Source organism: Luteibacter anthropi (assembly GCF_023699965.1).
Lineage (GTDB): Bacteria > Pseudomonadota > Gammaproteobacteria > Xanthomonadales > Rhodanobacteraceae > Luteibacter > Luteibacter anthropi.
In genome coordinates, this window is the sequence record NZ_CP077072.1 from 3,120,288 (window position 1) to 3,146,518 (window position 26,231).

At 62.9% G+C, this 26,231-nt stretch carries 23 protein-coding genes and 1 tRNA gene; 20 read left to right on the top strand and 4 right to left on the bottom strand.

The window, feature by feature from the left end:
* Window positions 1–23 precede the first annotated feature (23 nt).
* The 4 genes from dapA to KR767_RS13595 are packed head-to-tail and all read left to right on the top strand — an operon-like array spanning window position 24 to window position 2,742.
* The gene (gene dapA, locus KR767_RS13580; protein ID WP_250876650.1) at window positions 24–917 is read left to right on the top strand and encodes a 4-hydroxy-tetrahydrodipicolinate synthase; all 894 of its coding nucleotides are present in this window, start codon (window positions 24–26) and stop codon (window positions 915–917) included.
* 38 nt (window positions 918–955) lie between these two features.
* The gene (locus KR767_RS13585; protein WP_250876651.1) at window positions 956–1,534 is read left to right on the top strand and encodes a hypothetical protein; all 579 of its coding nucleotides are present in this window, start codon (window positions 956–958) and stop codon (window positions 1,532–1,534) included.
* A 22-nt stretch (window positions 1,535–1,556) separates the two neighbouring features.
* The gene (locus KR767_RS13590) at window positions 1,557–1,703 is read left to right on the top strand and encodes a hypothetical protein (RefSeq protein WP_250876652.1); all 147 of its coding nucleotides are present in this window, start codon (window positions 1,557–1,559) and stop codon (window positions 1,701–1,703) included.
* Window positions 1,704–1,752: 49 nt separating this feature from the next.
* Window positions 1,753–2,742: a hypothetical protein gene (locus KR767_RS13595; protein ID WP_250876653.1), complete on the top strand. Its 990-nt coding sequence runs from the start codon at window positions 1,753–1,755 to the stop codon at window positions 2,740–2,742.
* A 206-nt stretch (window positions 2,743–2,948) separates the two neighbouring features.
* Here KR767_RS13595 and fdxA read toward each other — a convergent pair whose 3' ends face one another.
* Together fdxA and KR767_RS13605 are read right to left on the bottom strand one after the other, a co-directional pair.
* The gene (fdxA, locus tag KR767_RS13600; RefSeq protein WP_166949997.1) at window positions 2,949–3,272 is read right to left on the bottom strand and encodes a ferredoxin FdxA; all 324 of its coding nucleotides are present in this window, start codon (window positions 3,270–3,272) and stop codon (window positions 2,949–2,951) included.
* A gap of 26 nt (window positions 3,273–3,298) precedes the next feature.
* Window positions 3,299–3,374 (bottom strand) — tRNA-Glu (locus KR767_RS13605).
* Between the two features lie 180 nt (window positions 3,375–3,554).
* Here KR767_RS13605 and pcnB point away from each other — a divergent pair.
* The 14 genes from pcnB (at window position 3,555) to KR767_RS13675 (ending at window position 19,558) form a co-directional block, all read left to right on the top strand.
* Entirely contained in the window at window positions 3,555–4,919 is a 1,365-nt protein-coding gene (gene pcnB / locus KR767_RS13610; protein ID WP_166949998.1) for a polynucleotide adenylyltransferase PcnB, read from the top strand.
* Complete coding sequence (folK, locus tag KR767_RS13615) at window positions 4,916–5,401, top strand: 2-amino-4-hydroxy-6-hydroxymethyldihydropteridine diphosphokinase (RefSeq protein ID WP_250876654.1); 486 nt, start codon at window positions 4,916–4,918, stop codon at window positions 5,399–5,401. The genes pcnB and folK overlap by 4 nt, the downstream gene beginning before the upstream one ends.
* 140 nt (window positions 5,402–5,541) lie before the next feature.
* Entirely contained in the window at window positions 5,542–6,306 is a 765-nt protein-coding gene (gene panB / locus KR767_RS13620; RefSeq protein ID WP_250879161.1) for a 3-methyl-2-oxobutanoate hydroxymethyltransferase, read from the top strand.
* Between the two features lie 15 nt (window positions 6,307–6,321).
* Window positions 6,322–7,167 carry a pantoate--beta-alanine ligase gene (panC, locus tag KR767_RS13625; protein WP_166950002.1) on the top strand — a complete coding sequence of 282 codons (846 nt, stop codon included), beginning with the start codon at window positions 6,322–6,324 and terminating at the stop codon, window positions 7,165–7,167.
* A gap of 138 nt (window positions 7,168–7,305) precedes the next feature.
* Entirely contained in the window at window positions 7,306–7,686 is a 381-nt protein-coding gene (panD, locus tag KR767_RS13630; protein WP_166950004.1) for an aspartate 1-decarboxylase, read from the top strand.
* Window positions 7,687–8,100: 414 nt separating this feature from the next.
* Window positions 8,101–9,735, top strand: a complete 1,635-nt coding sequence (pgi, locus tag KR767_RS13635) for a glucose-6-phosphate isomerase (protein ID WP_250876655.1) — start codon at window positions 8,101–8,103, stop codon at window positions 9,733–9,735.
* Window positions 9,736–9,929: 194 nt separating this feature from the next.
* The gene (locus KR767_RS13640) at window positions 9,930–10,346 is read left to right on the top strand and encodes a helix-turn-helix domain-containing protein (RefSeq protein WP_250876656.1); all 417 of its coding nucleotides are present in this window, start codon (window positions 9,930–9,932) and stop codon (window positions 10,344–10,346) included.
* Window positions 10,343–11,185, top strand: coding sequence for an alpha/beta fold hydrolase (locus KR767_RS13645; RefSeq protein WP_250876657.1), 843 nt, complete (start codon window positions 10,343–10,345; stop codon window positions 11,183–11,185). The genes KR767_RS13640 and KR767_RS13645 overlap by 4 nt, the downstream gene beginning before the upstream one ends.
* Before the next feature lie 197 nt (window positions 11,186–11,382).
* Window positions 11,383–12,669 carry a hypothetical protein gene (locus KR767_RS13650; protein WP_250876658.1) on the top strand — a complete coding sequence of 429 codons (1,287 nt, stop codon included), beginning with the start codon at window positions 11,383–11,385 and terminating at the stop codon, window positions 12,667–12,669.
* Window positions 12,670–12,830: 161 nt separating this feature from the next.
* Entirely contained in the window at window positions 12,831–13,178 is a 348-nt protein-coding gene (locus KR767_RS13655) for a hypothetical protein (protein ID WP_250876659.1), read from the top strand.
* A gap of 46 nt (window positions 13,179–13,224) precedes the next feature.
* Window positions 13,225–15,015 (top strand): hypothetical protein, encoded by a 1,791-nt coding sequence (locus tag KR767_RS13660; RefSeq protein WP_250876660.1) that lies wholly within the window; start codon window positions 13,225–13,227, stop codon window positions 15,013–15,015.
* A gap of 25 nt (window positions 15,016–15,040) precedes the next feature.
* Window positions 15,041–16,033 carry a hypothetical protein gene (locus KR767_RS13665; RefSeq protein ID WP_250876661.1) on the top strand — a complete coding sequence of 331 codons (993 nt, stop codon included), beginning with the start codon at window positions 15,041–15,043 and terminating at the stop codon, window positions 16,031–16,033.
* Between the two features lie 45 nt (window positions 16,034–16,078).
* Entirely contained in the window at window positions 16,079–17,746 is a 1,668-nt protein-coding gene (locus tag KR767_RS13670) for a hypothetical protein (protein ID WP_250876662.1), read from the top strand.
* Window positions 17,747–17,785: 39 nt separating this feature from the next.
* Window positions 17,786–19,558 (top strand): hypothetical protein, encoded by a 1,773-nt coding sequence (locus KR767_RS13675; RefSeq protein WP_250876663.1) that lies wholly within the window; start codon window positions 17,786–17,788, stop codon window positions 19,556–19,558.
* Window positions 19,559–19,670: 112 nt separating this feature from the next.
* Here KR767_RS13675 and parE read toward each other — a convergent pair whose 3' ends face one another.
* Together parE and KR767_RS13685 are read right to left on the bottom strand one after the other, a co-directional pair.
* Entirely contained in the window at window positions 19,671–21,560 is a 1,890-nt protein-coding gene (parE, locus tag KR767_RS13680; protein WP_250876664.1) for a DNA topoisomerase IV subunit B, read from the bottom strand.
* Window positions 21,561–21,779: 219 nt separating this feature from the next.
* Complete coding sequence (locus KR767_RS13685; protein WP_250876665.1) at window positions 21,780–23,585, bottom strand: aminopeptidase P family protein; 1,806 nt, start codon at window positions 23,583–23,585, stop codon at window positions 21,780–21,782.
* A 109-nt stretch (window positions 23,586–23,694) separates the two neighbouring features.
* Between KR767_RS13685 and pyrG the strand changes: the two genes are divergently transcribed.
* Together pyrG and kdsA are read left to right on the top strand one after the other, a co-directional pair.
* The gene (gene pyrG / locus KR767_RS13690; RefSeq protein WP_166950027.1) at window positions 23,695–25,374 is read left to right on the top strand and encodes a CTP synthase; all 1,680 of its coding nucleotides are present in this window, start codon (window positions 23,695–23,697) and stop codon (window positions 25,372–25,374) included.
* The gene (gene kdsA, locus KR767_RS13695) at window positions 25,371–26,201 is read left to right on the top strand and encodes a 3-deoxy-8-phosphooctulonate synthase (RefSeq protein WP_250876666.1); all 831 of its coding nucleotides are present in this window, start codon (window positions 25,371–25,373) and stop codon (window positions 26,199–26,201) included. Before pyrG ends, kdsA begins: the two co-directional genes overlap by 4 nt.
* The last annotated feature ends 30 nt before the right edge of the window (window positions 26,202–26,231 follow it).

Here is a 26,231-nt window from a genome sequence, read left to right on the forward strand (position 1 = left end):
CTGGTTACTCAACGGGTTTTACCTTGGATATCTCCGGAAGCATCACCGCGCTGGCGACGCCGTTCGCCGCGGACGGTTCCCTCGATCTCGACGCGTTCGGCCGCCTGCTCGACCAGCAGCTGGCCGGCGGCACCCAGGCCGTGGTCGTCGCAGGCTCGACGGGCGAGTCCCACTTTCTCGAGCACGACGAATACAAGCGTCTGCTCGCGTTTGCGGTGAAGCACGTCAATAAACGCATTCCCGTCATCGCCGGCACCGGCGAAGCGGGCACGGCGAAAACGATCGCCACCACCCGCCTGGCGAGGGACCTGGGCGCCGATGCGGCGCTGGTCGTGGCGCCGTTCTACGTGCGTCCCACCCAGGAAGGCATCCGTCGGCATTTCCTGGCCGTGGCCGACGAAGGTGGCCTGCCGGTCGTCCTCTATAACGTGCCGCCGCGCACTGGTTGCGACATCGCCCCGGAGACGGTGGCCGTGCTCCGCGAGCATCCGGCCATCATCGGCATCAAGGAAGCCCGGGGCGATGCCGAGCGGATCAAGGCCCTTGCGGAACTTGTGCGCCCGGATTTCGTCTACCTGAGCGGCGACGACGGTTCGGCCCACCAGGCCATGCTGGCCGGCGCTGCGGGCACCATCTCGGTGGTGGCCAATCTCGTGCCGGGGCCGTTCCGTGAATTCTGCGATGCCGCCCGTTCGGGCGACGCAGGGCGCACGGCCGCTGCCACGGCGCGGCTGGCGCCGCTGATCGACGCTCTGAACTGCGCCCCGAACCCGATTCCCGTCAAGGCCGGCCTGGCCGCGCTGGGACTGGGTTCGGCGGCACCCCGGTTGCCCCTGGTCGAGCTGGAGCCCGGCCCGGCGCTGAACCGGGTGCGCGAAACGCTCGCGGCTCTGGCACCATTGGCCTCCGCCGCCTGAAGCCATTCCATTCAACGGATCCAACGGAACTCTCGTTCATGAAGAAAACCTCGTACGCGCTGGTCGTCCCGGCACTGCTCCTGTCCGTCCTGGTCGTCTCCGGCTGCGGCGCGTTCCGCTCCAAGAAAGACTGGGACAAGGCCCAGCAGGAGGCTCCGCTGGAAATCCCGCCGGGTCTCGATACCCCGTCCACAAGCGCCGCCCTGGTGATTCCGGACGTCGGTTCGGGCGCCGGCGCCCAGACTGTTGCGCCGGTATCGGATGGCTTCGTGCTAGCCGACGACGTCGACGCCGCCTACCGCCGTATCGGCGAGGCGCTGGGCGTGGGCGACCTGGGCAGCGTCACGGCTCACGATGATGAGGCCCACACCTACCAGGTGGCGGTGAACGGCGGCATGCCGACCGAGAAGCCGGGCCTGTTCCGCCGCATGTTCGGCGGCGGCAAGAATCGCGATGCCGACAGCGGCTCGTCCTCGAAGTCGGGCGGTGGCAAGACCCGCAACGTCGTGGTGGCCGTCAATGCCAGCGGCAGCGGCAGCGAAGTGCGCGCACAGGGCGATGCCGATGGCGTCCGCCGCGTGGTCGATGCACTGAAGTCGCGACTGGGTGCCAAGTAAGCCGGTTGTCCAGGCGCTTCGAATGGATCACGAGAACGCCGCCCATGGGGCGGCGTTCTTTTTTACGATGTTCAAGGACGCGCCTCCCGATGTTGCCGGAAAGACCCTGAAAGCACCTACAACCAATGGCTGGTTGCGATGGCTCGGGGAATGTCGGGAAATGGAATGACCTGGTGGTTGGCAGGGATGGCGTGGCAACGGCCGCACGGAGGCGGAGAATGAACCATTCAGTGCTGGCAAGGCATCTGGTGCGCTGGGTGATGGTTGCCCTCGTGCTCTGCATGGCAGGGTGCGTGACTACGCGACCCCCTGCCACGCCGAGCAGTGAGTCGGGCAGCCTTTCGGCCATTTCGCCCCATGCGACGGTCAGGGAGGATGGCCCGACCGTAGAGCGCCACCTGCGCTCTCGCTTCGCCGAAACCTTTGACGGCTGCAAGGCGTCGTCCGGTGTCCTGTGGCCTACCTTCCTGTGCAGCGGCATCCTCATGCGCGGCACAGGCGACTACGGAGCTTTCTACCCCTGGAACCCCAAGCCAGGTAGCGATGTCTCGTTTGTATGGCTCAGGCAGGACTCGAACTTTCTCGGTTCGTGGGTGACGAACGGTTTTATCTTCCTGCCCAAGTTCTATGCCGACAAATTCGGTGATTATTCCATTCATGTGAACTGCGCATTTGCCGACGATTCGTACACATGGATCCGGGGTAATCGCGGGTGCGGTGCAACGAGTAGCTATCCCGGCGAAAGTGGCCCCTGTCATACGGTCGGCGTCACGACGGCCGAGCAATACCGGGCCAAGTACCAGCCATCGAACTGGTTCAACGAAAGAATCTGCGGCTTCGACATGCGGCAGGCCAGCGGCCTGAATACCCGCGAAGCGTTTTACCAGATGCGCCGGGTCATGAGCATGATGGGGGGTGCCAGTTTCAACCGCTGGAATGAACTGGTCGTCGCAGAGTGGCCACAGAATCAGGCAAAACTTCCGCTTGAGGCTTTCTACTACATCAGCAATCCCACCAAATGCGGTGGTGGAGGGACCAGTCCCTGTCCCCCGTGGACGACGGGCCGGGCATTGGCACAGAGGGACCAGAGAAACCTGGTTGCCGTCACCGGGCGGTGGATTCCCATCATCCGCATCACCCTTGCTGCATCTGTCGGTGCGCCGGCGGGTTTCATCTATGACCCTGCGGATCAGGGACTTGCGCCTTGATTCAATACATAGTGATCCGGATGATCATGCCGGCGTGGGTGACTGCCTCGGCGAACTTCGAATATCGCGTCGAGGATCAGGGTGTGCTGAACTGACGTTTACGAGCGCCTTAACCAGTCGACTGCACGTATTGATCCTTGAGGCGATGTGCGAAGCCGTACCGGAGATGAAACGAAAAACGACCCGTAAGGGTCGTTTTTCCTGGATCAACGCTCGAGATACTTGAGCTTGTCGGGTACGCCTTCCCAGTCCTTGGCATCGGCAAGGCTGTCCTTGCGCACCGTGAGAACCGGCCATTCCTTTGCCAGATCGGCGTTCAGCGCTACGAACTGCTCCTGGCCGCCAGGGACGTCATCCTCGGGGTAGATGGCATTGATCGGGCATTCCGGCTCGCAGAGGGTGCAGTCGATGCACTCGTCCGGGTTGATGACCAGGAAGTTCGGGCCTTCGTGGAAGGCATCGACAGGGCAGACCTCGACGCAATCCGTATGCTTGCACTTGATGCAGTTGTCGGTGACGACAAAGGTCATTACGGAGGTTCGATGCCAGAGGAAAATGGCGCTCCCTACGAGGTTCGAACTCGTGTTCCAGCCTTGAGAGGGCCGTGTCCTGGACCACTAGACGAAGGGAGCGGGTCGTACTCAGCGTACGAAGCGCGCTAGTATACCCAACTTCCGGCGTTCGGCAACGGTTTTTTTCCGGGTCGTCGGCAGGCGGTGAATTCGTTACATTTAACCCATTCGAACCCGACACCGGCCGCCGGTCGGGACCACTTGACCGGACGCCTACGCGACCGCCAGGACCACAACCGCTTGAATCCCGTATCCAGGAGCGACGTTCCGCCGGTACCGCGTATCGTCCCGCGAGAACAGCACTCCATCTCCCGCAAGAACATCAGCAAGGCCGCTTTGCGCGTCCTGTACCGGCTCAATGAAGCCGGCTACGACGCGTACCTGGTCGGTGGCGCGGTGCGCGACCTTCTGCTCGGTGGTCATCCCAAGGACTTCGACGTGGCGACCAATGCCACGCCGGAACAGGTCAAGGGCTTATTCCGCAACTGCCGCCTGATCGGCCGCCGGTTCCGCCTCGCGCATGTTGTGTTCGGACCCGAAATCATCGAGGTGGCCACCTTCCGGGGCACCGGTGAAGACGGCGACAGTGGCGGCGACCGCCACATCGTCGACGGCCGTATCGTCCGCGACAACATCTGGGGCAGCATCGAGGAAGACGCGATCCGCCGCGACTTCCGCGTCAACGCCCTCTATTACGACATCTCCGATTTCAGCGTGCGCGATTACGTCGGTGGCATGCAGGATCTCGAAGACCGCTCCATGCGGCTCATCGGCGATCCGGAGCTGCGCTATCGCGAAGACCCCGTGCGCATGCTGCGCGCGGCGCGGCTGGCGGCGAAGCTCGACTTCACCATCGATCCCGCGGCCTCGGCACCGTTTGCCACCCTGGGGCATCTGCTGACGGAAGCCTCGCCGGCCCGTCTGTTCGACGAATCGCTGAAGCTGTTCCTGGCCGGTCATGGCCTGAAGAGCTTCAAGATGCTCGAATCGTGCGGGCTGCTGAAGTTCATGTTCCCGGCCACGGCGCGGGCGCTTGAGCGTGGCGACCACGCGCTGCGCGCACTGGTGGAGCAGGGCCTGGCGAATACGGATGCCCGCATCGCCGACGGCAAGTCGGTTACGCCGGCCTTCCTCTACGCCGTGTTGCTGTGGGGCGAGGTGCGTGACCAGGCTCGCGGCTGGATCATGCAGGGCATCGACGATAGCGATGCCTGGCAGCGGGCCGCGGCGCATGTGGTGGGCGAACAGTGCCAGCGCGTCGCCATCCCGCGTCGCTTCACGCTGACAATGGAAGAAATCTGGGCTTTGCAGCCCCGTTTCGAGCATATCCATCGCAAGCGCGTGTTCCGCTTGCTGTCGCACCCCCGTTTCCGTGCGGCGTTCGACTTCCTGCTGCTACGTGCCCATGAATCTGCGCGCATGCGTGAGCTGGGCGAGTGGTGGCATCACGCACAGCAGCTGCCGCCGGAAATGCTGGCCGCCGCCCTGGGTGGCGGTGGCGTGCCGGTGAGCGAGAGCACGGTGTCCGCCAGCGGGCCGGCGCGCAAGCGTCGCCGCCGGCGCAAGCCGTCAGGCAAGGGCAAGGGCGACGCAGGCGGTTCGTGAGCGTCATTGCGCTGATTGGCCTGGGCGGCAACCTGGGCGACGTACGTACGCGTCTGGACGCGGCCATGGAGGCGCTTGCCGCCATGGCCGGCATCACCCTTGTCGCTCGCTCCCGCTTCTATCGCACGCCTCCCTGGGGCAACGTGGATCAGCCCGACTTCGTCAATGCGGCCATGGCCGTAGAGACGTCGCTGGAGGCTCACCAACTGCTCGATGCCATGCTTGCCACCGAGCGCGCCTTCGGGCGCACGCGAGATGGCGAGCGTTGGGGGCCGCGCACCCTCGACCTCGACCTGCTTGCCTATGGCGACGCGATCCTCGACGACGAACGCCTGAGCGTGCCTCATCCGCGCATTCGCGAGCGGGCCTTCGTGCTCCTGCCGCTGGGAGACATCGCCTTTGATGCTGTCCTGCCCGGTATGGGGCGGGTGAGCGACATGCTCGATGCCATCGATTCCACCGGATGTGAGCTGCTGCCGTAAGCCGTGTCGGCCCGTGAGTTGAGCCCCGGCGATTACGGGAGGACAATTCCCCTTTCCCCCAACGAGGCGACAAGAGCGTGTACGTTGAAAAAACGAGTGCGCCGGCGCGTAAGCCGGTGACCGTGCCGGGCCTGAAGGCAATGAAAGCCGAGGGCCGGAAGATCGTGATGCTCACCGCCTACGACGCGAGTTTTGCCGCCCACCTTGAAATGGCCGGGGTCGATGTCGCCCTGGTCGGCGATTCGCTGGGCATGGTGGTGCAGGGCAGGTCGAGCACGCTGCCGGTCACCGTCGACGAGATGGTCTATCACACCGCCGCCGTGGCGCGCGGGCTGTCGTCCACGCTGCTGGTGGCCGACCTGCCGTTCATGAGCGACCGCGATGTGCCCACCGCGATGGCCTCCGCCACGCGACTGGTCGCCGAAGGCGGCGCGGCCATGGTGAAGATCGAGGGCGCGGGGCGCATCTGCGAGGTGATCGCCGCGCTGGTCGAGCGCGATATCCCGGTATGCAGCCACCTGGGCCTCACTCCGCAGTCCGTGAACCGTTTCGGCGGCTACAAGGTGCAGGGCAAGGGCGAGGAGGCCGCGGCGAAGCTGCTGGCTGACGCAAAGGCCGTGGCCGAGGCGGGTGCAGGCATGATCGTGCTCGAATGCGTGCCATCCGCCGTGGCCGCTAAAATCACGGCCGAGGTGGACGTGCCGGTGATCGGCATCGGTGCCGGAATCGACTGCGACGGGCAGGTGCTGGTGGTGTACGACATGCTGGGCCTCACGCCCGGCAAGCGCCCGAAGTTTTCCAAGGATTTCCTGCTGGGGCGCGACTCCATCCAGGGCGCCATCGCCGCCTATGCCGGGGACGTACGTGAATCCCGTTTCCCCGGTCCCGAACACAGCTTCAGCTAGAGAGTCCAACCGACGATGCAGACCGTTACCGACGCCGCCGCCCTTCGCGCCACGATCCGTGGCTGGCGTTCCTCCGGGCAGGCCGTGGGCTTCGTGCCCACCATGGGCAATCTCCATGCGGGCCATCACTCCCTGCTGAAACTGGCCCGCGCCCGTGCCGACCGCGTGGTGGCCAGCGTCTTCGTCAACCCGACGCAGTTCGGCCCGGGCGAGGATTTCGAGCGCTACCCGCGCACGCTCACCCAGGATCAGGTGGGCCTGGCCGAGGCCGGTTGCGACATCCTGTTCGCGCCGGAAGTAGCCACCATGTACCCCTTCGGTGCTGCCGCCAGCGCTAGCATCCATATCCCGGTGATCACCGATACTTTGGAAGGCGCCCATCGCCCGGGCCACTTCGACGGCGTGGCCACGGTGGTCACCAAGCTGTTCAACCTGGTGCAGCCGGATTTCGCCGTGTTCGGCCAGAAGGACTTCCAGCAGCTGAAGGTCATCGAGCGGATGGTCCGCGACCTCAGCCTGCCGGTGAAGGTCATGTCCGGCGCGACCTTGCGCGAAGACGATGGCCTGGCCATGAGCTCGCGAAACCAGTACCTGTCGGCTGCCGAACGGCAGCGGGCGCCCCAGATCCACGCCACGCTGACCCAGATGCGCGACCTGTTCCACCAGGGCCACGCCTGGCAGGCTCTGGAGCAGGCCGCGAAAGCCCGCCTGGAGCGGGCCGGCTTCGTCCCGGACTACGTGGCCATCCGTCGCGCCGAGGACCTGGCCGAGCCTGGCGCTGAAGAGCGGGAGGGTCTGGTGGCCCTGATCGCGGCCCGGCTGGGCGCCACCCGCCTCATCGACAACCTGCCGTTCGACTGAAAACCTTCACGAACCGGTACTTGCGTTTCGAACGAGAACACCCCATAAAGCGCCCGACAGAGGAGCCCATTCGCGACGGCACGGGCAACCTCCGTTAGAATGGGCGTTTTTGCAATCGCCACTTCCCCAGAGACCGCCATGCAGCTCAACATGCTCAAGTGCAAGATCCACCGTGCCACGGTGACTCACGCCGAGCTGAACTACGAAGGTTCGATCGCCATCGACGGTAACCTGCTCGACGCCGCGGGCATCCGCGAGTACGAGCAGATCCACGCCTGGAACATCAGCAATGGCGAGCGCTTCGTCACCTATGCACTGCGCGCGGAAGAGGGCTCCGGCATCATCTCCGTCAACGGCAGCGCGGCCCGTCGCGTCTCCGTGGGCGACCTGGTGATCATCGCCGCCTTTGCCGGCCTGTCCGAGGCCGAACTGGCCAAGTACCAGCCCGACCTGGTCTACGTGGACGCCGACAACCGCATCACGCACACGAATCACTCGATTCCGAAGCAGGCGGCGTAACGTATCGGGTGTCCCGCGCTCTACGGGACACCGTCGTTCCTGCGAAAGCAGGAACCCAGCGCCCCGGTTTGCCAGTAAACACGGCCACGCCACATCGGCTTGTGAGCAGGTGGCCCTATCGCGAAAACCTGCCTCGCCGCACTGGGTTCCTGCTTTCGCAGGAACGACGAGCCCAGGGGTGAGGCCATGGGCAGGGCACGCGCGCACTGGGGGTTCCTGCTTTCGCAGGAACGACGAGCCCAGGGGTGAGGCCATGGTGCAGGGCACGCGTGCACTGGGGGTTCATGCTTTCGCAGGAACGACGAGGCAGGTGCTCCGGATCAATCGTGAGCTTTCCGCACGATCCACACAATCCACTTACGCTGCACTGCGGTAAGATCGACGCTTCCCTCCGTCGCAGCCAAAGTGGAAGCCATGGATTCAAAGCACGCCCCCCTGCCTTCGTTCGAAGAGCACGCTTCACGCCTCTCCCATACCCACCTTCGCACGCTCGTCAACGATGACGCCCGTGCCGCTCGCTTGCGCAAGCGTGTGGGTCCCATCCTGCTCGACATCACCCGGCAGAAGCTCGATATCGCCGCGCTCGATGCGGTGGGCCACTACATCGAAGGCGCCGGCTGGCAGGCCGCGCGCGACGCGATGTTCGAAGGCAAGCACATCAATACCTCCGAAGATCGCGCCGTGCTGCACACCGCACTGCGCGGTGGCGCGTCGCGTCATCCGGCGGCGCCGGCCGACGTCCGCAAGGAAGTCGCCGATGCGCTCGACCAGATGGAGCTTCTGGTCAATGCCGTCCACAAGGGCGAAGGCGCGTCGGTAGGCCTCATCGGTGGCGTCACCGACGTGGTGAACATCGGCATCGGTGGTTCGGATCTTGGCCCCCGCCTTGCCGTGCATGCGCTGGAGCAGTTCCACGTCAAGGGCATCACCAGCCACTTCCTCACCAATGTCGATGGCCAGGCCGCCGCCGACCTGATGAAGAAGCTCGATCCCGCGCACACGCTGGTGATCCTGGTTTCCAAGAGCTTCAACACGCAGGAAACCCTGCTCAACGGCGGCGTGTTCCGCGACTGGATCCTCAAGGCCAACAACGGCGACGAGGCGAAAACAGCCAAGCACTTCATCGCCGTCAGCTCCAACGTCGAGGCCGTGCAGAAGTGGGGTGCCTCGCAGATCCTGCCGATGTGGGACTACGTGGGTGGTCGCTTCTCGCTGTGGTCCGCGGTGGGTGCGTCGATTGCCTTCTCCATCGGCATGCAGGGTTTCCGTGACCTTCTTGCGGGCGCTGCCGAGGCCGACGATCACTTCCGCACCACCGGATGGCAGGACAACGTTCCGGTGCTGCTCGCCATCGCCGAGCTGTGGAACCGCAACATCCTTGGTCGCTCAAGCCGTGCGGTGGTGCCGTACGTGGATTATCTGGGCGACCTGCCTTCCTATCTCCAGCAGCTGGAGATGGAAAGCCTTGGCAAGCACGTGCACCCGGACGACGGCAGCGAAGTGAAGGGCTCCACCGTGCCGGTCGTGTGGGGCAGTATCGGTACCAACGCACAGCATGCGTATTTCCAGGCACTGCACCAGGGTACCGACACCGTACCGCTGGAATTCATCGGCGTGGTGAAGCCGGCGCACACACTGCGCGAGAACCAGGACGTACTGCTGTCCAACCTGCTCGCACAGGCCGCCGCGCTGTCGCTGGGCAAGACCTTCGAAGAGGCCCTGGCCGAAGCGAAGACGGGCAGCGAAGCCGAGCGTCGCGCGCTCGCCGCACAGCGCACCTTCAAGGGAGATCGCCCGAGCACGGTCTTCATGCTCGACGCACTCACTCCGCATTCGCTGGGCGCGCTCATCGCGCTCTATGAGCACAAGGTGTTCATGCTCGGCCACCTGTGGGGCATCAACGCGTTCGACCAGTGGGGCGTTGAGCTGGGCAAGGTGATTGCCAAGCAGATCTATCCGTCGCTTGCGAACGACAAGAGCGCCGGTGATTTCGGTCAGTTCGACGGTGCCACGCGTGGACTGATTGAGGCGATCCGCGACCGGCGCTGATTTAGCGGTCATCGTGCTCTTGTAGGAGCCGACCTTGTCGGCGACCGGGAAGCACAAGGCCCATCCGGTCGCCGACAAGGTCGGCTCCTACAGAAGAGAGGCCCGGCATGACCGGGCTTTTCTTTGCTTGCAAAAATTACCTATTAATACCTATATTTGCTATATAGGTATCAATAGGTAATTATGGAGCATCCGTGACCAGCTTCCACACCGTCGAAGACGCCGCCACCCGCCTTGGACTGCACCCTCGCACGGTCCATCGGATGATCCGCGAAGGGCGCCTGCGCGCCACCCGTATCGGCAAGTCCTACCGCATCCTTCCGGCCGACCTGAATGCCTTTGCGGGGGTCGAGCCGACGAATGTACCGTCCATGCCTCCGCGCGCCACGGCAATCGTCGACGTTCCCGACACGGATCCGGCCACCGCCGATCGCCTGACGGTGGCAATGCAGGGCATGTGGATATCGCGTGGCTCCGATCGGGAAGCGATGCAGTTCACCGCGACCTACGATGCGCCCTGGCGCCAGTTGCGTTTCGTTGCGGTGGGGGCGCCTGCAGAGGTGGCGGCGTGGACAGAAAGCGTCGCTCACTTGCTGGAGGGGCTGCAATGAATGCGCGCACGCTTACCCCGGAACTGCGCGAAGCCTACCTCGCGCAGCTGGATACATGGCCCGAGCCCTGCGACCGCAGGACCATCGAAACGCGTCAGGGTGCAACCTTCGTGCTCAGCTGTGGTGATGAATGCGCGCCACCGCTGATCGTGCTGCATGGCGCACTTACCAATACAGCCAGCTGGATGTTCGACGCTCAGGAATGGGCGCCACACTTCCGCGTGCATATGATCGACGTGATCGGCGAACCGGGGCTCAGTGCCGCGTCCCATCCCGCGCTTCATAGCGATGCCTGGGCCGCCTGGCTGGACGATGTGCTGGATGGCCTGGGTGTGTCCAGCGCCAGCTTCGTCGGCATGTCGTTCGGTGGCTGGCTTGCGCTCGACTATGCGTGCCGCCGACCGTCTCGCGTGTCCTGTCTTGCCTTGGTATGTCCATCAGGTATCGGACCGCAGAAGGCCTTCCTCTGGAAGGTGCTACCGCTGCTCCTGCTGGGGCGCTGGGGAGCGGCAAAGATACGCGATATGGTCATGGGGCATGTGCCTGGAAAATCGTCACCGCGGGCCAAAGAGCTGATGGACTTTCTTCAGCGTATACGCACCTCGGTACGCCCGCGGCCTATGCGTCTGCCCATCATGAGTGACAAGGCATTAGCGGGTCTGGCAATACCTCTGCTGGCGATCGTGGGTGGGCGTGATGTGATGCTGGATTCGCATGCAACCCGGCGGCGTGTCATGGCGCTCGTTCCGGCCGGGCGGGTGCATTTCGTGGAGGAAGGGCGTCATTACCTGCCGAAACAGGCCGGGACGGTCCTCTCTTTCCTGCGAAACCCCATGTAGGAGCGCGCCTCGCGCACGACCGTTTCTACCGTCGACGCAGGGGGGGGCAGGCGCGGTCCTGCTGATGAGGCCATCAGACATCGGCCTCCCGCCACAACAATGGCGGATATCCCTAGTGGAAGAGGGCTTCACTACCCGGCGGCAAAGCACGAAAAAAATCGATACGCTTTGAACTACAGGTAGATCTGTGGCCGGATTTGCATGGCTTCGCCTACGCCAAAGGTGGGATCGCATATCCGTCGCATTGCGATCAAGAATGGCATCGACAAGCCCAGGGCTGGGAGGCCTTCGTCATCATGGACGTCTTTTGTCGTTTTGCCTTTCTCTGTGTACTTGTCGTGCTGCTTCAGGCGTGTAACGACAACTCCCAGGCTAGCCATCCAGAAGCGGGCAAGCCTGCGCAAGCGCAGCCACTCGAAGATGGTAATGACGTAGCCCGTCATCTCCAGTCCCGCTACAACGAGACAATGCCGAACTGCGACAATAATCCTTCGGGCGCACCCACGGATTGCAGTGGTCTTTTGCTCCGTGCCACCGAATACTCACCGCAGTACCATTCCTGGCAGCCCAATCCGGCAACTGCCAAATGGGGAGTTTCCTTCTCGTGGCTGAGGAAGGATAGTGACTTCAAGGATACACATGGCACGAACAATGGCTTCATCGTGTATCCGGAGAAGTACGCACTGTCCAACGGCCTGACGCCAGTCGTGGTGGAATGCATCTACCCGCAGGACGCGTGGACATCCGGGCCTGATCGGTGCACGTCGCATGCCTATTCGTCGGGGAGTCCAGCGCCTACGATCCCTCGTTGCCAGGATCTCAAGATCTACACGAGCGATGAATGGCTGAAGGCCGGGTACCTGGACAACGAGCGTCAATGTGCCTTTGACGTGCGCCCATCCCGTAGCAGCCGGGCCACCGTTGTCATGTATTCGGTGGATATCCGGCACCGCAGTAGCACGACGCTGGGCTACCGGCGAAATGAGGCCGTTATCGCGAATTGGTCCGCTATGCCTGATGCAAAGTTTCCCATCGAGGCATTCTTCTACAAGCCGGATACATTGCCTGGAAAGCCTGCGCCGCTATCCAGCGCCCAGAATGATCAATGTGACTTCTACAGGACGGTGGGTAAGTGGATTCCCATCATTCGCTGGGATGGCACGGCGTTGCCGGTGGGTGCTGCAACCTTTTCCTTCCGGGCCCAGGACCAAGGGAGTGCTGAATCCTGCAAGGCACCCGTGCCCAACCCCGGGGAAGATGTGGCGCGTCACCTGCAGTCGCGTTACGACGACACGGCGACCAGCTGCCCCGGACAACAGAATCCGTCGCTCGTGTCGTGCTCAGGCGTATTGATGCGGGTGGGCTGGGGGGTGGCATGGGGTCGGAATACGCATGGCTGCCTCGATCCTCAGACGTTTTTTCTGGCGTCGGGCTCGACTGGGTGCGCCATGACGCCAACGCTATGTACCTGCGATCGCCTGTAGGAATCGTTTTCTTTCCATCGCGGTATATCAAGCCGCCCCAACGGGACGTGATTTTTGCTTCATGCGTGTATCCCGACCATGGTGCGTCCGAAGGTTCCAGCTGGCGTTGCGGCACGGTATGTCAGAAGCGTTCGCCGCCTGTAACGAATGCTGCGGACTGGGTGAACCGCTTTTCAGGAGGCACCGATCAATGCGCCTTCGACCTGGAAGGTGCCGATGCCGCAACGATCTGGCCGCAAATGATGACAGCCCGCAGGGTCAAGGCATTCAGAATCGCGACCGACGTGATCGTGAGGGCATGGCAAGGCCGCGATATCGAGGTTCCCGTGGAGGCTTTCTACTGGGCGAGTGACGATGCCAAGGCATTGGAAATCGCGAAGTGGATGCAGGCCAAATACAAGGAGCTGACCCAGTTGTGGATCCCCATCATCAGGGTCGGCATGCCGTCGTCCATGGATAAAAGAATGACGTTCACCTATCGCCGTGAAGACCAGGGCATTGCTCCCTAGCGACCGGTGCGCAGTACCTCTGAAGTCATCGAAGGAATGAGATGTCATGGAAGGCAGTATCCGCATGATTGGACTGGTCGCGAGCCTGGTTTTCTGTCTGTTGGCTGGGGGGCGTTCAGCGGCTGATTCCGGTGCACCGCATACGCCGGAAGCCCGTATGGGGATCACGGAAGCACCGCGCAACGATGTGCGGGCAACGGATGAACTCGGGGAGGATGTCGCCCGTCATCTGCAGGCTCGCTACGATGAAAATCGGCAGGACTGTGGCAGCAAGACGGCTCCCGCACCGGTGTGTTCGGGTTTGCTGGGTCGATCCACAACGTACGATGACAGCTATAACAGCTGGATGCCTAACCCCGTCACGGATGCGGGTGGCGTCGTATTCTTCTGGCTTCGCCAGGATGCCAATTTCCTGAGTGCCGGGTCTTCATCGAATGGCTTCTTTGTCTACCCTCGCAGCGTCAGTGACGGAAAAGGAATGACGCTGCTTGCGCTGCGCTGCGGATTTCCACTGGAGGCCGGGTCGAAGGGAGATGATCGGTGCCATTTCAAATGGGCGCCTTGCCACCAGATGAGGCCGCCGGTGATGACGGCGATCGAGTGGATTGCAACGTTTCAACAAGGCACCGATAAGGAGCCCGACGATCAGTGTGCCTTTGCTATTGAAATGGGCCTGCCGGACACAGCCAGTGCGTGGATGCAGCTGGTTGGCGTGCGCCAGCTCTTGCAGTCGAAAATACGTGATGAAGTCATCGTCAAGTCGTGGCGCGGTACAGATGAATCAGCCATGCCAGTCGAGGCATTCTTCTACCGGACGGCTTCGGGTAGTGATCCTGGCAAAGCTCGCGAATCTGCGCGGAAAGACCAGCTGAAATTCAGGCAGGTCACTGGACGGTGGGTTCCCGTCATCCACTGGGTCGCTTCTGATTCGGTGATCGGCGGTGCAAGGTTAACCTATGACGCAGCAGACCAGGGCGTGTTTCCCGGGGAGGGCGACGGACGGTCCGTTGCCCGCTATATGCAGAGCCGTTACGACAGTGGCCTGGCGAGTTGTCCTGGCCCTTCGGCTTCGCCATCGTATGAATGCTCCGGCCTGCTTATTCGTTCGACGATGTATTCCGATCTTTATTATTCATGGCGGCCAAACCCGGCAACGGCCGACTGGGGCGTCTCGTTTTCCTGGTTGCGCAAGGACTCGAATTTCTCCGATAGCTACCCTACAGGGAACGGTTTTGTCGTGTATCCGGTGGCTGATGCACAGCGCCTCGGGCTAACGACGTTCAGCGTGCGCTGCGCCTTTCCACGGGACGCCTGGTCCGCGAGCCCGGATCGTTGCTTGTGGCATCAGAATGGAAATGGTCCAAGGACCATGACAAAGCTTTGCCATCTTCACGATCCGCCGATCCTGACGGCAGCGGAGTGGAAGAGGGCTGGCTACGATGATGACGAGAATCAGTGTGCTTTTTCTGTTGAGGGCGCTTACGCCGGTCGCGTCGATGCATGGCGTCAGATGGTCGAGGTGCGCAAGCTGGATTCGGTAAGGTGGCGGAACGAAATCATCGTCAAGGCATGGACCGGCCTGGACGATACAAGCCTGCCCATCGAAGCCTTCTTCTACCGGCCCGAGTCGCGCCCCGACAAGCCCGATCCCCTGGCCGGTGCCCGGCAAGACCAGCGTGACTTTTACAAGCTGACGATGCGCTGGGTTCCGGTCATCCGTTGGGATCCCACGGACTCCACGCAAGGCGGCGCGAAGTTTTCGTACCGGGCAGTGGATCAGTTGATACCCCCGCAAACGTCCTCCGGGCGATCAGTGCCTGCGGGATCCATCCACTAGCGCTTATTGACGAATAAGGTGCCGCATGAAAAAGGAATTTTCGAGAATACTGGGGGTGCTCGCCTTTCTCGGCTTGCTGAGCGCGTGTACAACATCCCCCGGTGTAGCACACAGGCCGTTGGCTACGGAGGCGACGGATGTAGCGGGGGCTCCTATCGAGACCGGTGAACAGGTGCTCAGGCATCTCCGGGACCGCTACGGACAGTCGGTGGCCCGATGTGTCGATGACAACAATGCGCCTGCCTTCGTCTGCTCGGGAATCCTGCTTCGATCCACGACGTATCCGTCGGGCAAGCGATACGCATGGATGCCGAATCCCAATTCTACCGAAGCGGAAGGCGTTTCCGTTTCCTGGCTGAGGCAGGACTCCAACTTCTGGAATCCGTTCCCTTCATCGAATGGCTTCATTATCTATCCCAAGCATTGGTCGGAAAAATATGGCATGACGTCCCTTCGGGTTCGCTGTGCCTTTCCCCAGGATGCATGGTCGCAGCCGCCGGATCGTTGCCACTGGCTCGAAAAAACCGTTCCGCCGACCCAGCCCAGGGTGAACCGGCCACTGTGCCACTTGCAGCGGCCCAAGCCGATATGGACGGGTCAGGAGTGGAAGGATGCCGGGTTCTACGACGACACCTATCAATGCGCCTTCGGCCTGGAAAAGGACGGCGTGATGGTGGATACCACAAGTGCATTCATGGCCATGGTGGCGGCGCGTCTCCTTGTCGGCACCCATAACCGGAACGAATTGATCTTCGTTGATTGGCGAAGGACCAGCGCGGCAGCGTTTCCCATCGAAGCGTTCTTTTATCAGAACGCAAAAGCGGAGCCCGGCTACCAGGACCCCTTGACCAACGCGAAGGCCGATCAGTGCATCTATGAAGAACTGACGCACCGGCGTGTGCCATTGATCCGCTGGAACATGAACAGAACGGGCTTGCAGTCGTTCGACTACATCGCGAGCGACCAGGCGTCTGCTTCGGAATGCCGCGCTCTCGTGCGTCGGTGGCAGGAAAGCTGAAGTTTCCGGGTCTGGTCTGGATTGACTTCACCATGGATGATGATCGTGACCAAAAGACTCGCGGTATGGATCTGCTTCATTGTCGTCATGCTGGGGAGTGCCTGCGTGCGTCATTCGCCACCGGCACAGCCGCCTTCCGTTCTGGTGGAGGCTGTGCCGACGGCAGGGCCTCCTGAGGAGAAGGGCGACGATGTCGCGAGGCATCTGCAGGGTCGTTATAACGAAAGCCGGCAGGACTGCGGCGGAAAGACCAGTCCCGCCTTTGTGTGCTCGGGTATTTTGCTGAGGTCGACGACCTGGGGCACTGGATACCACTCGTGGATGCCAAATCCTGCAACGGCATCCTGGGGCGTGACGTTCTCCTGGCTGCGGCAGGACGCTAACTTCGATGATTCCGGTGCCACCGCCAACGGATTTATCGTCTATCCACGCAGCTATGCGGATCCAAGAGGGTTCGAGAAGCTGTATGTGCGGTGCGGCTACCCACAGGATGCGAAGTCGACCGGACCTGATCGTTGTTACGTCAAATGGGCGATTTGCCAGGACATGGTGCCTCCCATCACCACGTCGGTGGCGTGGATGAAGGTCTTCACCAAGGATACCGACCAATGCGCATTCGGGGTCGACCGCAATCGGCAGGACAAAGCAGCCATCTGGATGCAGGTCGTAGGCGTAAGGCATGGTCGGCAGGTCAACAAGCGCGATGAGATCATCGTTGATTCGTGGGACACGATCAGCGACGAGAAATGGATGCCCATCGAGGCATTCTTTTACCGGACCAACCCCGATCCCGGCATGCCCAATGCATTGCAGTCGGCACAGAAGGATCAGGAGGAATTCAAGAAAGTCACCAAGCGCTGGGTGCCGGTTATCCGGTGGACACCATCGGCCAATGTGATTGGCGGCGCGAAGTTCGAATATCGCATCGCCGATCAGAAGGTGTTGCCGGGGCCGGAGACGGGTGCGGACGTTGCCAGGCATCTGCAATCCCGCTATGCCGATCCGGCGAAACAGTGCGGGAGCGCTACGGCGCCGGCCTTTGTGTGCGCAGGCATTCTTCTTAGGTCGACCAACTATTCGGCGGGTTACCACTCATGGCTGCCCAATCCTGGATCGGCTCCCTGGGGTGTATCGGCGTCCTGGTTGCGGCTCGATTCGGATTTTGTCGGGAATTATCCGTCTGGTAACGGCTTCATCATTTATCCCGCGAAATATATCGACTCCTCGGTCTACGATTCCATCGAAGTGCGATGCGGTTACCCAAGGGATGCGGGCACCGGAGGGCCTGATCGTTGTAGGACGATATGCCAGAAATTGCCAAATCCCATTACGACGGCCGCTCAACACCAGGCGGCTTACGGGGGTAGATATGGTTGCCCATTTGGTGTTGAGAAAGGTACCGCCAATAGTGCCGATGCCTGGATGCAGGTAGCCATCATCCGGAAGAACGTTGGCCTGGAGGGCTCAACGGCATACAACGAAATCATTCTCGCTGCCTGGTCGCAGACCATTGGCGCGCGCATGCCGGTCGAAGCCTTCTTCTATCGATCCAATACACCGGCTTCTCTTGCATCTGCACGCCTCGATCAGCAGGACTTCAAGAACGCGACGGGGCGCTGGGTCCCGATTATCAAGTGGACGGTCAGTGCTGCCGGAGCACCCGGTACGGCCAGCTTTTCTTTCGACCCGAACGATCAGACAGTACAGCAGTAGTTGATCGGACTGGATAGCTCATCACAAGGAGGAAGAGACATGATCAGGATGTGGTTTCGTGGTTTCACCGTTTCATTACTGGTCGTCATGGCGGCCTGCTCGACGCAGCCTGTTCATTCGCCCGAACAGCCTGTAGTGCATAGGGGCGATCAGCCGGTTGTCCACAATGCTGAAGTCGCCGGTATGCCGGCGGAGGGTGAGGCCGGGGTGCAATCATCCGGGGAGCCGGCACCAGTCGCGCTAGCTCTTCCCCAGGAAACCGGTGCCGATGTACTGAGGCATATCCGGACGCGGTACGCGGGTACGGAGACATACTGCGGTACATCCACCATACCTGCTTTTGTCTGCTCAGGGATCATCTTTCGTTCGACGCGCTTTCCCACGGCAGGGCGCTATTCCTGGATGCCGAACCCGTCGTCGTCGACCACCGTAGGCGTGTCGTCGTCGTTTCTTCGGCAGGATGCCAACATGTGGAATCCTTATCCGTCGTCGAACGGGTTTATCGTGTATCCGAAAACGTACGCCGATAAATACGGTGCTACCAATTTATACGTACGTTGCGGGTATCCGCAGGATGCGTGGACGGCAGAGCCGGAGGCGTGCACGCATCATGAAAGACCAGGCAGTCACACGGTCACCCAGCTATGCCACCAGTACAGTCCGGCGATACTCACGGCCCAGCAGTGGTACAACAAGGGTTTCAGCGATGACGAAAACCAGTGTGCTTTTGGTTTCGTAAAAGGCGCGGGCATGACGGATACGGCGGCAGCCTTCATGGCGATGCTCGGGGCACGAAAGCTTCTAGGCACGGTCAACCGCAATGAAATCATCCTGGATGACTACCGTTCCAGTGACCCGAAGGCCTTTCCGCTGGAAGCATTTTTCTATCAGGACACGGTGGCGGAGCCTGGATATCAGGATCCCCTGACAAATGCGAAGGAAGACCAGAAAATCTACTGGAATCTCACCCATCGGTGGGTTCCGATCATTCTTTGGACCGTCAACAAGACCGGTGCACAGACGTTTGACTACCGCGCGGCTGACCAGGCCGTCAAGGAGCCTGGCGGTGGTGGCAGTTCACCGGGGGAAGACGTAGCCCGCCATTTGCAGGCTCGCTATGACATGAAGGATCCGCAGTACCAGACGTGCAAGAATGGCGCTGCCGCTTTCGTATGCAGTGGGGTCATGATCCGGGGAACCGGTAACCTGCCGCCCCCTAACAAGCCCTGGATGCCCGCGCCGGGATCGACCAAGGGCGTGTCGTTCAGTTGGATGCGGAAGGACTCCATCGTAACCACGCTCTATGTGTCCAACGGCATGATTACGATGCCTGCCCAGTTTCTTGAGGCTGGCAAGTCGAATCTCCAGGTGTTATGCGGTTACATCATGAATGCAAGCACAAACGGCATGGCGAACAAGTGCCAGAACGATTGCCAGTCACGGGGTATCACCACCGTGGCGCAGTTCAATGCAACGTTTCCGTCGGGCGCGGGTTGCCCTTTCAAGGTGGCCAAGGGTACGGCCAATGCCGCGCAGATGTGGGACCATATTGCGACGATCCGGAGAGGTCGTAACTACACCGCCTGGAACGAAATCATCATTGATAATTATCTTTCCATGGCAGATAGGGCCGTGCCGGTCGAGGCGTTCTACTATCTGACTGGTGCTACCGCAAGTAAGGGGTATGCGCAGACAGACCAGAAGAACTACAAGAATGTAACCGGCTTATGGGTGCCAGTCATCATGGTGAACCTGACGGCGGGTGGCGCGACTTTCACCTACAATGCAGCCGATCAGGCGATCACGAACTGATCGCTTGAGCAACAACCATATACGGGGCTGTCCCGGGCATGAGTTTCATGCGCTGAAAGAAAAAACGCCGGCCATCCTAGGATGACCGGCGTTTTCTTCAGGAACTACAGGGTCAGACTTCCAGCGTCGCGAGATCGCCCTTTTCTTCAAGCCACTGCTTGCGATCGCCTGCGCGCTTTTTCGCCAGCAACATATCCATGAGCTTCAGGGTGCCGTCGTCGGTTTCGACCGTAAGCTGCACGAGGCGGCGCGTGTCCGGGTGAATGGTGGATTCGCGCAGCTGCGCCGGGTTCATCTCGCCCAGGCCCTTGAAGCGGGTGACCGAGACGGCGCCCTTCATCTTTTCGCGCTCTACCTTCTCCAGCATGAGGCGCTTTTCTTCCTCGTCGAGGCAGTAGAACACCTGCTTGCCCACGTCCACGCGGAACAGCGGCGGCATCGCCACGAACACGTGCCCCTCGCGCACCAGCGACGGGAAGTGGCGCAGGAACAGCGCCGAGAGCAGGGTGGCGATGTGCAGGCCGTCGGAGTCGGCGTCGGCCAGGATCACCACCTTGCCGTAGCGCAGGCCCGAGAGGTCGTCCTTGCCCGGGTCGCAGCCGATGGCGACGGCGAGGTCGTGCACTTCCTGCGAGCCGAGCACGGCGCCGGATTCCACTTCCCAGGTGTTGAGGATCTTGCCGCGCAGCGGGAGGATCGCCTGGAAGTCCTTGTCGCGGGCCTGCTTGGCCGAGCCACCGGCCGAATCACCCTCGACCAGGAACAGCTCGGTGCGGGTGAGGTCGGTGGCCGCGCAGTCGGCCAGCTTGCCGGGCAGGGCGGGGCCCTGGGTGATCTTCTTGCGCACCACCTGCTTGGCGGCCTTCAGGCGCGCGCTGGCGCGCTCGATCGCGAGCTGGGCGATCTTCTCGCCCAGGTCCACATGCTGGTTGAGCCACAGGCTGAAGGCGTCATGCACCACGCCTTCGACCACGCCGGCGGCGTTGCGTGACGACAGGCGCTCCTTGGTCTGGCCGGCGAACTGGGCGTCCTGCAGCTTCACGCTGAGCACGAAGGCCAGGCGCTCCCAGACGTCCTCCGGGGCCAGCTTCACGCCGCGCGGCAGCAGGTTGCGCAGGTCGCAGAACTCGCGGATGGCATTGGTGAGGCCCGAACGCAGGCCGTTCACATGCGTGCCGCCCTGGGCGGTGGGAATGAGGTTGACGTAGCTTTCCTGCACCAGCTCGCCTTCGGGCAGCCACGCCAGGGCGACATCGAGCGCGTCGGTGTCGCGTGCGAAGTGCTTCACGAACAGGTCGGAAGGCAGGGCCTCGGCGCCTTGCAGCTCACCGCGCAGGTAGTCGGACAGGCCGTCCTCGAAGTACCACTCGACGGTTTCGCCTGTGGACTCGTCGGTGAGGCGCACGGTGAGGCCGGCGCAGAGCACGGCCTTGGCGCGCAGCAGGTGCTTGAGCTTGGAGACGAGGATGCGCGGGGAATCGAAGTACTTCGGGTCGGGCCAGAAGCGCAGCGTGGTGCCGGTTTTCTTCTTCGGCACCGTGCCGATGACTTCCAGCTCGCTCGCACGGTCGCCGTCGGCGAAGCTCATGCGGAATTCCTGGCCTTCGCGACGGATGGTGACGTCGACCCGGTTGGACAGCGCATTCACCACGGAGACGCCCACGCCATGCAGGCCGCCGGAGAAGGCGTAATTCTTGTTGGAAAACTTGCCGCCCGCGTGCAGGCGCGTGAGGATCAGCTCGACGCCGGGCACCTTTTCTTCGGGGTGGATGTCCACGGGCATGCCGCGGCCGTCGTCGCTGACTTCCACCGAGCCGTCGTTGAACACGGTGACGTCGATGGTCTTCGCGTGGCCGGCCAGCGCCTCGTCGACCGAGTTGTCGATGACTTCCTGCGCCAGGTGGTTCGGGCGCGACGTGTCGGTATACATGCCCGGCCGGCGCTTGACCGGGTCCAGGCCACTGAGGACTTCGATGTCTGAGGCGTTATAGCGAGTATTCATGGGGTGTCGCGGTCATTCGTAGCCGGGCAGGATGGGCGACGCCCACCGGATCGGTCAAGCCTCACAGGTTGCCGTATCACCCGATGAGACCAGCCCGGGCGATCCCCCCCTGTAGGAGCGCGCCTCGCGCGCGACCGGGACAACGATGTGTATCAACTTCGATCCACCTTTGATGGCATGTGGCCTTGTCGCCCTGCCGGTCGCGCGCGAGGCGCGCTCCTACAGGGGCGCGCAGTGCCATTCGAGCCACGCACGATCCTCGCCCTCAAGCAACGGCGACAGGGCCGCCCGTACGGTGGCGTGGTAGTCGTCCAGCCAGGCGCGCTCCGAGGGCTCCAGCAGGGCCGGTTCCAGGGTGCGCCGGTCGAAGGGGCACAGGGTCAGGGTTTCGAAGGCCCGGAACTCGCCGAACTCGGTGGTATCGGCCTGCACCACCACGGCCAGGTTTTCGTGGCGGATGCCGTGCCGGCCCGGTTTGTAGAGGCCCGGCTCGATCGAGGTGATCATGCCCGTCTCCAGCGGCACCAGCGCGCCGCCGGCCACGGGCGGCCGGATGCCGTGCGGGCCTTCGTGGACATTGAGGAAATAACCCACGCCATGACCCGTGCCGTGGCCGAAGTCCATGCCGGCCGCCCAGAGCGGTGCGCGGGCCAGGGCATCCAGCTGCGGGCCGCTGGCGCCTGCGGGAAAGCGGGCCCGCGACAGCGCGATCATGCCCTTGAGCACCAGGGTGGAGTCACGGCGCTGCTCGTCCGTGACCGGCCCCAGGGCCAGCATGCGGGTGATGTCGGTGGTGCCGCCTAGATACTGGCCACCCGAGTCGACCAGCAGCAGGCCTTTGGCGGCCAGCGGGCTGAAGTGAGCAGGGGTGGCGCGGTAATGGGGTAGGGCGCCGTTGGCCTGGTATCCGGCGATGGTGGAGAAGCTCTCGCCCACGAAGCCGGGTTGCGCGGCGCGGGCCTCACGGACGAAGGTGTCCACGTCCAGTTCGGTGACGGCCTTGCCTGCCGCCAGCTCCGCCTCGATGCGGCGGAAGGCCCGGGCCAGGGCCGCGCCGTCGCGGCGCATGGCCTCGCGGATGTGGTCCAGCTCGTCGCCCGTCTTGCGTGCCTTGCGGGCGGTGGACGGGGCGGGCGCGTGGACCTGCCTCACCCCCGCCGGCAGGCCTTCGAGCACGGCGACCACGACTTTCGCGGGATCGATCATGAGCACGGCATCGCCCGGCAGGGCTGCGATGGTGGAAGCGGCCCTGCCGTACCCGGCGATGGCGATGCCATCGGTCGCGAGGGCGGTCTTCACGTCTGCCGGCAGCTTGGCGGCGTCCACGAAAAGGGTGGCGCTATCGATGCCGACCAGCAGGTGGGCCAGGAACACCGGGTTGTAATCGACGTCGGCACCGCGCAGGTTGGTGAGCCAGGCCACGTCGTCGAGGCTGGACACCAGATGGTGCGTGGCCCCGGCCTTGCGCATGGCCTCGCGTACGTGGCCCAGCTTCTCGGTGCGGCTCACGCTGGCGAAGGGAGCCTCGTGGGCGTATACGGGCGCGTCGGGGCTGCCCGGACGCTCCGGCCACGCGAGGCCGGGCAGGTCGAGGTCGGTACGCAGGCGGCCGCCGCGCTTCTTCAGCCGTTGGGCCAGGGCGTCGGCTGAAGTGACGGCCACGCTGTCGCCGGCCAGGGCGACGCTCTCGCCTTCACCGATCCTTTCGGCCAGCCAGGTGGCGTGATCGGGCGTGTTCCCGGTATTGAGCTTCATCAACGGCAGGCCGCTGCCCGCCAGTTCGGTCTGTGCCTGGGAGAAGTAGCGCGAATCGGTCCACAGGCCACCGCCATCGGCCGTGACCACCAGCGTGCCGGACGAGCCGGTGAAGCCCGAGAACCATTCCCGGGCCTGCCAGCGTGAAGGCAGGTATTCGGACAGGTGGGGATCGGCCGTGGGCACGACCACGGCGGCGACGCCTTCACGGGCCATGGCGTCGCGCAGGGCCTGGAGACGGGCGGAAACGGGAGAGGTGTGGGTACTCATGCACCCGATGGTACGACGATGCACGCGCGGGGTGGAGAACGTTCAGCCAACCCCTCGCGAGCGGGGACGCACTCGGGTAAAATACAAATTTCCAGCACTGGCTGCTCGCATGACTCCCCTGATTTTCGTCACTGGCGGTGTGGTGTCTTCCCTCGGGAAAGGCATCGCAGCGGCATCGCTCGCGTCCATTCTCGAGGCGCGCGGTCTTTCCGTCACCATGATGAAGCTCGATCCGTATATCAACGTGGATCCGGGCACCATGAGCCCCTTCCAGCATGGCGAGGTCTACGTCACCGACGACGGTGCCGAGACCGACCTCGACCTGGGTCATTACGAGCGTTTCGTCCGTACCCGCCTCACCGGCAAGAACTCCATCACCACCGGCAAGATCTACGAATCGGTGATCCGCAAGGAGCGTCGCGGCGATTACCTCGGTGCCACCGTGCAGGTCATCCCGCACATCACCGACGAGATCAAGCACGCCATCCACGAGGCCACCCGTGGCTTCGACGTGGCCCTGGTCGAGATCGGCGGCACGGTGGGCGACATCGAGTCGCTGCCCTTCCTCGAAGCCATCCGCCAGCTGCGCATCGAGCACGGCCCGGAAAAGTGCATGTTCGTGCACCTCACCCTGGTGCCGTATATCAAGGCCGCGGGCGAGATCAAGACCAAGCCCACCCAGCATTCGGTGAAGGAGCTGCGCTCCATCGGTATCCAGCCCGACGTGCTGCTGTGCCGCTGCGAAGAGCCGCTGCCGGACGGCGAGCGCCACAAGATCGCGCTGTTCACCAACGTGCCGAAGAACGCCGTCATCAGCACCATCGATGTCGACGTCATCTACAAGCTGCCCATGTGGCTGCACGACCAGGGGCTGGACGACCTCGTCATCAAGCGCCTCGGCCTCGATGCCGGCCCGGCCGATCTCTCCAGCTGGATCCGCACGGTGGAAGCCGTGGAGCATCCGCGCGACGAGGTCAACATCGCCATCGTCGGCAAGTACGTCGAACACAAGGATGCCTACAAGTCGCTGGGCGAAGCCCTGCGCCATGGCGGCATCAAGCAGGCCACCCGCGTGAGCCTGCAGTGGGTCGATTCCGAGGAAGTGGAAGCCCGTGGCGCCAAAGAGGTGCTTGGCGGCGTGGATGCGATCCTCGTGCCGGGCGGTTTCGGCAAGCGTGGCTTCGAGGGCAAGATCCTCGCCGCGCAATACGCTCGCGAAAACGGCGTGCCGTACTTTGGCATCTGCTACGGCATGCATGCCGCCGTGGTCGATTTCGCCCGCAACATTGCCGGCCTCAAGCAGGCCGATTCCAGCGAGAACGATCGCAACACGCCCGACCCGGTCATCGGCCTCATCACCGAGTGGACCACCGCCTCGGGCGAAGTCGAAACGCGCAGCGAGCGCTCCGACCTCGGCGGCACCATGCGCCTGGGTGCGCAGGAGTGCCGCCTCAAGGCCGGCACGCTGGCCCGCGAGATGTACGGCGAGGAAGTCGTCCGCGAGCGTCATCGTCACCGCTACGAATTCAACAACCGCTATCGCCAGTCCTTCGAAGACAAGGGCCTCGTGATCTCGGGCAAGTCCATGGACGACCTGCTGGTCGAAGTGGTCGAACTGCCGCGCCAGACGCATCCGTGGTTCCTCGGCTGCCAGGCGCATCCGGAATTCACCTCCACCCCGCGCGAAGGCCATCCGCTGTTCATCGGTTTCGTGCGTGCCGCGCGCGAATTCAAGGCCGTGCGCGACGGCGAGAAGCTCGCCGCCCGCTCCGAGGAGTCCGCTGCATGAAACTGTGTGGTTTCGAGGTTGGCCTCGACCAGCCGCTGTTCCTGATCGCCGGACCCTGCGTCATCGAGTCGATGCAGCTGCAGCTCGATGTCGCGGGCAAGCTCAAGGAAATCACCGACCGCCTCGGCGTCAACTTCATCTTCAAGTCCAGCTTCGACAAGGCCAATCGTTCCTCGGGTGCCAGCTTCCGTGGCCCGGGACTCGAAGAAGGCCTCAAGGTGCTGGCCGAAGTGAAGAAGCAGATCGGCGTGCCGGTCATCACCGACGTGCACGAATACACGCCGATGAACGAGGTCGCCTCGGTCGTCGATGTACTCCAGACCCCGGCCTTCCTCTGCCGCCAGACCGACTTCATCCAGAACGTGGCCCGCGCCGGCAAGCCGGTGAACATCAAGAAAGGCCAGTTCCTCGCCCCCTGGGACATGAAGAACGTGGTGCAGAAGGCCTTCGATGTCGGCAACCACGACATCCTGGTCTGCGAGCGCGGTGCCAGCTTCGGCTACAACAACCTCGTCTCCGACATGCGTTCGCTGGCGGTGATGCGCGAAACCGGTTGCCCCGTGGTGTTCGACGCCACCCATTCGGTGCAGCTGCCGGGCGGCCAGGGCACCAGCTCGGGCGGTCAGCGCGAATTCGTGCCGGTGCTGGCCCGTGCGGCGGTGGCCGTGGGTGTGTCGGGCCTGTTCGCCGAGACGCATCCGGAGCCGGCCAAGGCCCTCAGCGACGGTCCCAACGCCTGGCCGCTCGACCAGATGGAAGAACTCCTCGAAACGCTCCTGGAGCTCGACCAGGCCGTGAAGCGCCGCGGTTTCAAGGACCACGCCTGACGATGTGCATGCCCGCGCGTCGTCCGTACT

Bases quoted from the DNA above. Each gene is read 5' to 3' on its own strand.
- KR767_RS13660 (WP_250876660.1), top strand. From the start codon at position 13,225: ATGGAAGGCAGTATCCGCATGATTGGACTGGTCGCGAGCCTGGTTTTC.
- KR767_RS13585 (WP_250876651.1), top strand. From the start codon at position 956: ATGAAGAAAACCTCGTACGCGCTGGTCGTCCCGGCACTGCTCCTGTCC.
- panC (WP_166950002.1), top strand. From the start codon at position 6,322: ATGCAGACCGTTACCGACGCCGCCGCCCTTCGCGCCACGATCCGTGGC.
- kdsA (WP_250876666.1), top strand. From the start codon at position 25,371: ATGAAACTGTGTGGTTTCGAGGTTGGCCTCGACCAGCCGCTGTTCCTG.
- KR767_RS13590 (WP_250876652.1), top strand. From the start codon at position 1,557: ATGGATCACGAGAACGCCGCCCATGGGGCGGCGTTCTTTTTTACGATG.
- pyrG (WP_166950027.1), top strand. From the start codon at position 23,695: ATGACTCCCCTGATTTTCGTCACTGGCGGTGTGGTGTCTTCCCTCGGG.
- KR767_RS13645 (WP_250876657.1), top strand. From the start codon at position 10,343: ATGAATGCGCGCACGCTTACCCCGGAACTGCGCGAAGCCTACCTCGCG.
- panD (WP_166950004.1), top strand. From the start codon at position 7,306: ATGCAGCTCAACATGCTCAAGTGCAAGATCCACCGTGCCACGGTGACT.
- KR767_RS13595 (WP_250876653.1), top strand. From the start codon at position 1,753: ATGAACCATTCAGTGCTGGCAAGGCATCTGGTGCGCTGGGTGATGGTT.
- parE (WP_250876664.1), bottom strand. From the start codon at position 21,560: ATGAATACTCGCTATAACGCCTCAGACATCGAAGTCCTCAGTGGCCTG.
- KR767_RS13665 (WP_250876661.1), top strand. From the start codon at position 15,041: ATGAAAAAGGAATTTTCGAGAATACTGGGGGTGCTCGCCTTTCTCGGC.
- fdxA (WP_166949997.1), bottom strand. From the start codon at position 3,272: ATGACCTTTGTCGTCACCGACAACTGCATCAAGTGCAAGCATACGGAT.
- panB (WP_250879161.1), top strand. From the start codon at position 5,542: ATGAAAGCCGAGGGCCGGAAGATCGTGATGCTCACCGCCTACGACGCG.
- KR767_RS13675 (WP_250876663.1), top strand. From the start codon at position 17,786: ATGATCAGGATGTGGTTTCGTGGTTTCACCGTTTCATTACTGGTCGTC.
- KR767_RS13685 (WP_250876665.1), bottom strand. From the start codon at position 23,585: ATGAGTACCCACACCTCTCCCGTTTCCGCCCGTCTCCAGGCCCTGCGC.
- pgi (WP_250876655.1), top strand. From the start codon at position 8,101: ATGGATTCAAAGCACGCCCCCCTGCCTTCGTTCGAAGAGCACGCTTCA.